This is a genomic window from Bacteroidota bacterium (assembly GCA_016718825.1).
Taxonomy (GTDB): domain Bacteria; phylum Bacteroidota; class Bacteroidia; order J057; family JADKCL01; genus JADKCL01.
The window spans coordinates 250,620-256,857 of record JADKCL010000007.1 but is presented as its reverse complement, the minus strand read 5'-3'; the positions used below and the strand labels follow the sequence as shown (position 1 = coordinate 256,857).

Below are 6,238 nucleotides of genomic sequence, written 5' to 3'. Positions count from 1 at the left end.
AAAGGTTGATTCGTGGATAGCCCCCAGTGAAACTGGGGGTAGCGAGCATCCCCCAAAGTTTCAACCCCTTCGGGGTTAAAATCTAGGAGGATCGATTACCCGGGCTTTGCCCGGGGCTATCCACAGGTCAAGCCCTTCGGGCTTGGAAGGTAGAATCCTTCCCCATTCTGGTTCTACTGGTCAAGTTCCCGATAAGCATATTCCAAAACACCGCTTCCTGATAAGCCTCGGGCAATTGATCGGCCAAGAGGATATTCCAAACCAGAATCGGAATGGTCAGCAGAAAACAATTGAGCGCATATTTTTTGAGGAGGGGGAGTTTCATTGCGTCATTTGTGCAGGCGCATGCCGGTGATTTTTCGAAGCGGAAAGCAGCAAATAGGCGACAAACAGCAATACCAAAACCGAATCGACCACTACTGCCGTGCCGACTCCATGACCAAGGTAAGGTGCGCCCATGGATAGGACAAGGGCAATGAAAACGACCTTGCTGCTACCCGCGATCACCAGGGCAAATCGACGAACGGCAGGTGCAAAAGCGCCGTAAATCAGCACCAAGCCCATGAGTGCGATCAAAGCCGACCAATTTCGGACCACGATATTGGCGACGCCGCCCTCGATGCTTTCACCAAAATTGGATTGAAGGGAGGCTTCAGGCGAAAACAAGCCGAGCATCATGGAGCAGGTCAAGATGCCCGAAACAAGCATGAGCCATCTAAAGTGTTTTACAAAAAAAGTCATTATCATTTCTATTTTGAAGTTCAAACTGAATATTGAACTGCAAAGTTGACCCGCCGAAAATCGCCGTTCATGTACATAGGTAAAGAAATTCATTTACCCGAAGCTTTCCTCCGGATGCGGCTGAGCTGCGTCGGCGTTACCCCCAGGTAGGACGCAATGTGGTACTGCGGAATCTGCTGCTCTAGGCCCGGGAATTCCCGTTGGAAAATCCGGTAGCGTTTTTCAGCGTCGAGCAACACGATGTCGATTTCCCGCTGTTCCTTTTGCACGAAAAAATATTCGGCAATGATGCGTGCAGCCCGCTCGATGTCGGGGCAAGTATCAAACAACCCTCGGATTTCCGCGTGGTTGGCCACATGAATGACGCAGTCTGCAAGCGCCTGTTGATTGATGCGGGATTGTTGTTGGGTGATCAAAGAGGTGTAACCCCCGATGAGATTGCGGTCGGTGAAGAACTGTTTGTTGTATTCCACGCCTTCGGCGTTTCTGTAAAACACCCTCACGATGCCCGTCTCCATGAATGCAAGTTCCCGGGCAAATTGTTTGTCTGTTACAAAATACTCACCCTTTTTCAGCGTGCGCGGCGTAAACAAGGCCGCAAGCCGATCCCAACTTGTCGGGGAAATCGGCGTCAATCCTTGGAAAAAGGTTTCTAATTCGTTCATTATTGGGCTTGATTTGCTTCCTCGTGCATATTAGTGTCCTGTGGGTGAAGTCGATGAATTTTCCTCTCCTTTAATCATTCGTCAGCCTAAACCGCAGCCCAAGATACAATTCGCGCCCTTTTGTGGGACCCCAAACCGAGGAGGTATCAAAGTAGGGGCCAAACGGATTTTCCCAACTGATGATGGGTCGCCGCTGCCGGAAGTCGAAGATATTGTCGCAGCCTGTGTAAACTTCCCATTTTTTGAGGCTGTAGGTGAATTGCGCATTGACCGTCGTATAGGGCTTGGAAAAGTCAGGACGCTGAAATTCCACGGGATTGGAGGCCGTGTTGGGCAGCCGCTGCGCGCCGTACCAATGCACGTTCATGTCGTAATGAAACTTGTTGGTCAGGGGTTTGTAACTGAACGTCAGTAGCGATTTGTGCGTGGAATTGAAGGGCAACCGCGCTTTGGTTTCGCCGATTTCGCGGTACACATCCAGAAAATTGTAGCCGGTCTTGAGCTCAAATCGTTTCCAAATTTTCAGGTTCAATTCCAACTGCAAACCATTGCTGATGCTTGTGCCTTCGAAGTTTTGGATGATCGCTTTCGTCGGATCGGTGTCGTAGTCGGGAAAGACTTGATTCTGAAAATCGGTGCGGTAAAAGTCCGCACTGAAATACCCGGAAAGGTTTTCGTCGTTGGTTTCGAACTTCTGCGTGAGGTTCAGCCCGAAATTGAGGGCCTTTTCGGGCTGCAAGGATTCGGCAAAAACAATGTCCCTGGAACTGACGAGCAAGCCGATATTTTCGCTGAACAGGTTTACGGTCCGCCATCCTGTTCCAATATTCGCCCGAACGATCGTCTTGGGGGTGATGTCGAATTTCACCAAGGTCCGTGGGGTGAATTGCATGCCAAATTGATTGTGCAAATCGCCCCGGACGCCGGCGATCCACGTGAGTTTGTCATTGAAAAGCCGCAGGGTATGCTCTGCAAAAAGGCCCGGAATGCTCTCCATCCGCCGATAGTTGCCGGCATAGGTCCGTTGCAAGGTGGTATCGGTAAAAGCAACGTCCTCGTTTAAGTTGAGGTTGCGGTAGCTGATCCCCGTTTTGAGATCATTGCCTGCATAGCTCAATTCGTACTGCAGATTTCCGTAAACATTGGTTTGTTGGGCATCGTAATTGACCGTCCCGAAATAGGCTTCCTGCTGTTGATGAAAGGCGGAGGCAAAGAGCACAATATTGTGTTTTTCGTTGATGCGGTAGCCGGTTTTGGTCCATGCCTCCGGCTGATTGATGCGGACGGTTTGTCCATAAACCGTCGTGCTCCCCTGATCGGTTTTGGCGTTGAATGTGGTTTGCCCGCCCACGCGGCTTTCGTTGAAAAAACGGATCCCGACGCGGCTGTTCCAACCAAAATCCGTGTCCTTCCCATAAACCCACTTGTTGGAGACCATGTAGCGTCTGAGTTTGGGCAGATCCAGAAAAGTATCGTCGTCCCGGTCGATGGATGTTGCCGGTTGCACGGTGTGCAAGGCCGTCAAATTGCTCCAATTCCCCTTGGTGAATGCGAAGTTGGCATTGAAGTGTTTCTCAAGAAAACTGTTGATGTAGGCATTGAGCAGCAGGCGCTTGTTGGTGTCGGGCTCGACGGTTTCCACGTTGATTTGTCCGCTGATGCTTTCGTAGCCTTGCAACACGCTGTTGGCACCTTTGGCGACATAAATGTTGTCGACCATGGTCCCGGGAATGCTGCTGATGCCGTAAGTGTAAGACAATCCCTGAATCAGCGGAAACCCGTCGATCAAAACCTGATTGTAAACGCCCGACAGTCCCAAAATGCGGAGTTCCTTGGAATTGGTGATGACATTGGTGGTTTGCGGTTGCACGGTCGTTTGGGTTTCAAAACAACCCGCGAGGTCGCAACAGGCGGCTTTTTGCAGTTCGGTTTGGGTGATTTGCTCGGTTTTGATGGCGGATTCATCGGAAATCGATACGCCATCCCGTTGCGCTTCGATCAACACATCGTCCAAGGTTTTGGCTTCCTGCAAGCGAAACTCCACAAAGGTTTGACCGGTAATCGCCATCGTATCCGGCAGGTGCCCGACATAACTTGCAATGAGTTTTTGGGTGACAATTCCTTCGGCAGAAAGCTCAAACTCCCCATTGCTGCCCGTGGTCACCCCGATTTCCGTGCCCATCCAAAACACAGATGCCCCCGCGAGGGCTTCCTTTTTTTCATTGGTGACCTTGCCGGCAATGTTTTGCGCCACAAGGCCAATCGGCAACAGAAAAGCAAGGACAATGAAGTAGTTTTTCACAATCGCGTTCTTTTAAAGTGGCAAAGATAGCCTTGTTGGATCAAAATGCCGCATCACACGCATCATCCGGAGGGTATTCCATCGGCTTGGCTTGCCGGCTTTCTCCATGACCCAATGAACCTGCCCTGGATGCGCTGCAGCCATATTCCAAGTTCCGTCTTTGTTTTGTTTGCTTAGGAGAATGCGCCATGCGGCTTCCATCCTATCGTCCCAAGCTATCCCGGCAAACTGAAAATAATCCATGGCCCGCAGGATGTCATACTTCCATCTGCTTGGGTAAACGAGCTTCAGAAAGTCCTTGTGAATCAGCAGCCCGGTCTTGTCAGAGAGGAACAATTGATGTTGCAAGATGAATTCCACGGCAGTTTTTCTGGCAAGGACAATCCTGTCCTTCTGGTATTCGTGTCCAGCATTTTGAAATTCGGTCAGGCCTTCGAGTACGGATATTGTGGTGTGCAGGGAACTGTGTTTGGCGCCGCTTCTTACAGTCCGGCAATTAAAACCACCGTCCGGCATACACTCATTCAGGATACTGTCCACAATGGGAACCAATTGATTTTGCGCCGTTTGGAAGTAAGCCGCGTAGTTCAATACCATCGCATTGACGCAAACATCGCTCCTTTCCGCCGTGGACGGCCCCAATCGAATGCCGCCATCGTCTGCCCGATGGTTTTGCAATACCCCTTCAATGGTCTCCTGCACGAGCGGATGGTTAGGTGGCAAATTCAAATTGCGCAGGTCCAACAATGTATAATGCGTGCAAATCCATTTCGGCTGATAAAATCGATCGCCCCAATGTCCATCGGTTTTGCGCCTAGCCAAGAATTCCATTCCCCAGCCTTCCGTGGCGATTCTGTCTTGCAGTTCCTTTTTGTCCACGCCCAACAAATCGCGTCCAACCTGATATTGAACGGAAACATCCCCTTCCAAAAGCCATTCGATGATTTTCCGAGAATTCATGGATGCATTTTATTCGGATGAAAAACGGCCGCTAGGCACTTTTGAAGCTGATTCAGACGGTGAACTTGAGCCAATATAACAGGTTATTTCACAGCATACAATCCAGCGAAAGGCTCGCGCAGCGCAAGCTACGATGATGGGGCAACCAGGAAGCGGTACGCGTATCGAACGGATTGAATGCAGCCGAATTCGAAAGCGACATGGCAAAAGTCATCCATATAGTTGACAAGGATCACCATGGTCATTGGTTTGTGTTCAGAAATTGGCCAAAAATCCATCCGCCATGAAATCATTGGTTTTGTACTATTCGCAAAAGGGCAGCAATCGTTACCTCGCCGAAAAAATTGCCAAAGAATTAAACTGCGAGATTGAGGCAATTCGCCCCCGATTGAATGCACAATTTCTCATGATGGCAGGGCTGAATTTTGGTATTCATCGACTCCAACACGAGGTCGCCAATTATGACCGCATCATCCTCTGCGGTCCGATTTGGATGGGAAAGTTGATCGCACCCTTACGGTCGTTTACAAAACAACACCTACTCAACATACGGCAACTTATTTTTGTGACTTGTTGCGGCAGTTCCTTTGAGAAAAAGGACGAAAAGTTTGGTCATGGATTGGTTTTCAAGCAAGTGCGAGAACTGCTGAAGGAAAAATGCATTCATTGTCAGGCCTTTCCAATTGGCCTCGTGTTGCCCCCCGAAAAGCGTGAAGACAGTGATCTGATGATGAAAACCCACCTCAATGACGGGAACTTCAAGGGGGAAATTGCAGAAAAGTTTGAGGAGTTGATGCAGGTGCTGCGGCGTTAAGCGCCATCGTTGTAGCGGCCCGTTCAGTTGGATTGTGCTTATCCATTGGAGGCCCATTCGCTGTACATCAACAAGCGTTCCAAGATCGAATTTGCATTTTCGTGAACCATTCGACCATCTTGTGATGGCTCTAAAATGATCCGATTGCAGAAAAATTTCTTTTGGCCGAATATGATCTTTGCGTCACTTTGCGAACCTTTGCGTACTTTGCGTTTTCATCCGATCTTTTGGTTAACAAAGTTTATCTCGGCACGAATTATCTCTTGCTGATCACCACCCCTAAAAATATGCACTCAGAAATCCAGAAATACCACGAATTGCAATCTCCTGAGGATCAGGAAATCTGCAACCTCCTCCATGCGGAGATCACACGCCACCTGCCCGACGCCGAAAACAAAATCTGGCATGCGCATCCTGTTTGGTTTTTGGACGGGAATCCGGTCGCGGGTTACAGCAAGCTCAAGGGCGGCGTCCGGTTGCTGTTTTGGAGCGGGCAAACCTTTGACGAACCCGGGCTGAAAAACGAAGGCAACTTCAAGGCCGCCGAGGCGCGTTTCACGACAGCAGAACAAGTCAACGTGGATGACCTTGCCCGATGGCTTCAAAAAGCCCGGGACATTCAATGGGATTACAAGAATATTGTGAAGCGCAAGGGCGTTTTGAAAGACTGAAATAATCCTTCAGATTTGAATCTAGGAAGAGAGGGTTCTCCACTTGTTTGAGGGGTAACGCTATGATCCGCTTAGTTCGAATGGT

General features: G+C 49.6%; 7 protein-coding genes. 2 read left to right on the top strand and 5 right to left on the bottom strand.

Translation table 11 applies throughout. The features are described from left to right. Positions 1 to 127: 127 nt before the first annotated feature. The 5 genes from IPN95_10915 to IPN95_10895 form a co-directional block, all read right to left on the bottom strand. Entirely contained in the window at positions 128 to 325 is a 198-nt protein-coding gene (locus tag IPN95_10915; protein ID MBK9449890.1) for a hypothetical protein, read from the bottom strand. After that, positions 322 to 741 carry a hypothetical protein gene (locus tag IPN95_10910; GenBank protein MBK9449889.1) on the bottom strand — a complete coding sequence of 140 codons (420 nt, stop codon included), beginning with the start codon at positions 739 to 741 and terminating at the stop codon, positions 322 to 324. The genes IPN95_10915 and IPN95_10910 overlap by 4 nt, the downstream gene beginning before the upstream one ends. A gap of 89 nt (positions 742 to 830) precedes the next feature. Continuing rightward, entirely contained in the window at positions 831 to 1,406 is a 576-nt protein-coding gene (locus tag IPN95_10905; GenBank protein MBK9449888.1) for a Crp/Fnr family transcriptional regulator, read from the bottom strand. A gap of 70 nt (positions 1,407 to 1,476) precedes the next feature. Further along, positions 1,477 to 3,708, bottom strand: a complete 2,232-nt coding sequence (locus IPN95_10900) for a carboxypeptidase-like regulatory domain-containing protein (protein MBK9449887.1) — start codon at positions 3,706 to 3,708, stop codon at positions 1,477 to 1,479. A 12-nt stretch (positions 3,709 to 3,720) separates the two neighbouring features. Continuing rightward, positions 3,721 to 4,668: a hypothetical protein gene (locus IPN95_10895; GenBank protein ID MBK9449886.1), complete on the bottom strand. Its 948-nt coding sequence runs from the start codon at positions 4,666 to 4,668 to the stop codon at positions 3,721 to 3,723. A 283-nt stretch (positions 4,669 to 4,951) separates the two neighbouring features. Here IPN95_10895 and IPN95_10890 point away from each other — a divergent pair, with 283 nt between their 5' ends. Both IPN95_10890 and IPN95_10885 read left to right on the top strand, forming a co-directional pair. Then, positions 4,952 to 5,482, top strand: coding sequence for a hypothetical protein (locus IPN95_10890; protein ID MBK9449885.1), 531 nt, complete (start codon positions 4,952 to 4,954; stop codon positions 5,480 to 5,482). Positions 5,483 to 5,769: 287 nt separating this feature from the next. Continuing rightward, positions 5,770 to 6,153 (top strand): DUF1801 domain-containing protein, encoded by a 384-nt coding sequence (locus tag IPN95_10885; protein ID MBK9449884.1) that lies wholly within the window; start codon positions 5,770 to 5,772, stop codon positions 6,151 to 6,153. The last annotated feature ends 85 nt before the right edge of the window (positions 6,154 to 6,238 follow it).

Bases quoted from the DNA above. Each gene is read 5' to 3' on its own strand.
- IPN95_10910 (MBK9449889.1), bottom strand. From the start codon at position 741: ATGACTTTTTTTGTAAAACACTTTAGATGGCTCATGCTTGTTTCGGGC.
- IPN95_10895 (MBK9449886.1), bottom strand. From the start codon at position 4,668: ATGAATTCTCGGAAAATCATCGAATGGCTTTTGGAAGGGGATGTTTCC.
- IPN95_10885 (MBK9449884.1), top strand. From the start codon at position 5,770: ATGCACTCAGAAATCCAGAAATACCACGAATTGCAATCTCCTGAGGAT.
- IPN95_10915 (MBK9449890.1), bottom strand. From the start codon at position 325: ATGAAACTCCCCCTCCTCAAAAAATATGCGCTCAATTGTTTTCTGCTG.
- IPN95_10890 (MBK9449885.1), top strand. From the start codon at position 4,952: ATGAAATCATTGGTTTTGTACTATTCGCAAAAGGGCAGCAATCGTTAC.
- IPN95_10905 (MBK9449888.1), bottom strand. From the start codon at position 1,406: ATGAACGAATTAGAAACCTTTTTCCAAGGATTGACGCCGATTTCCCCG.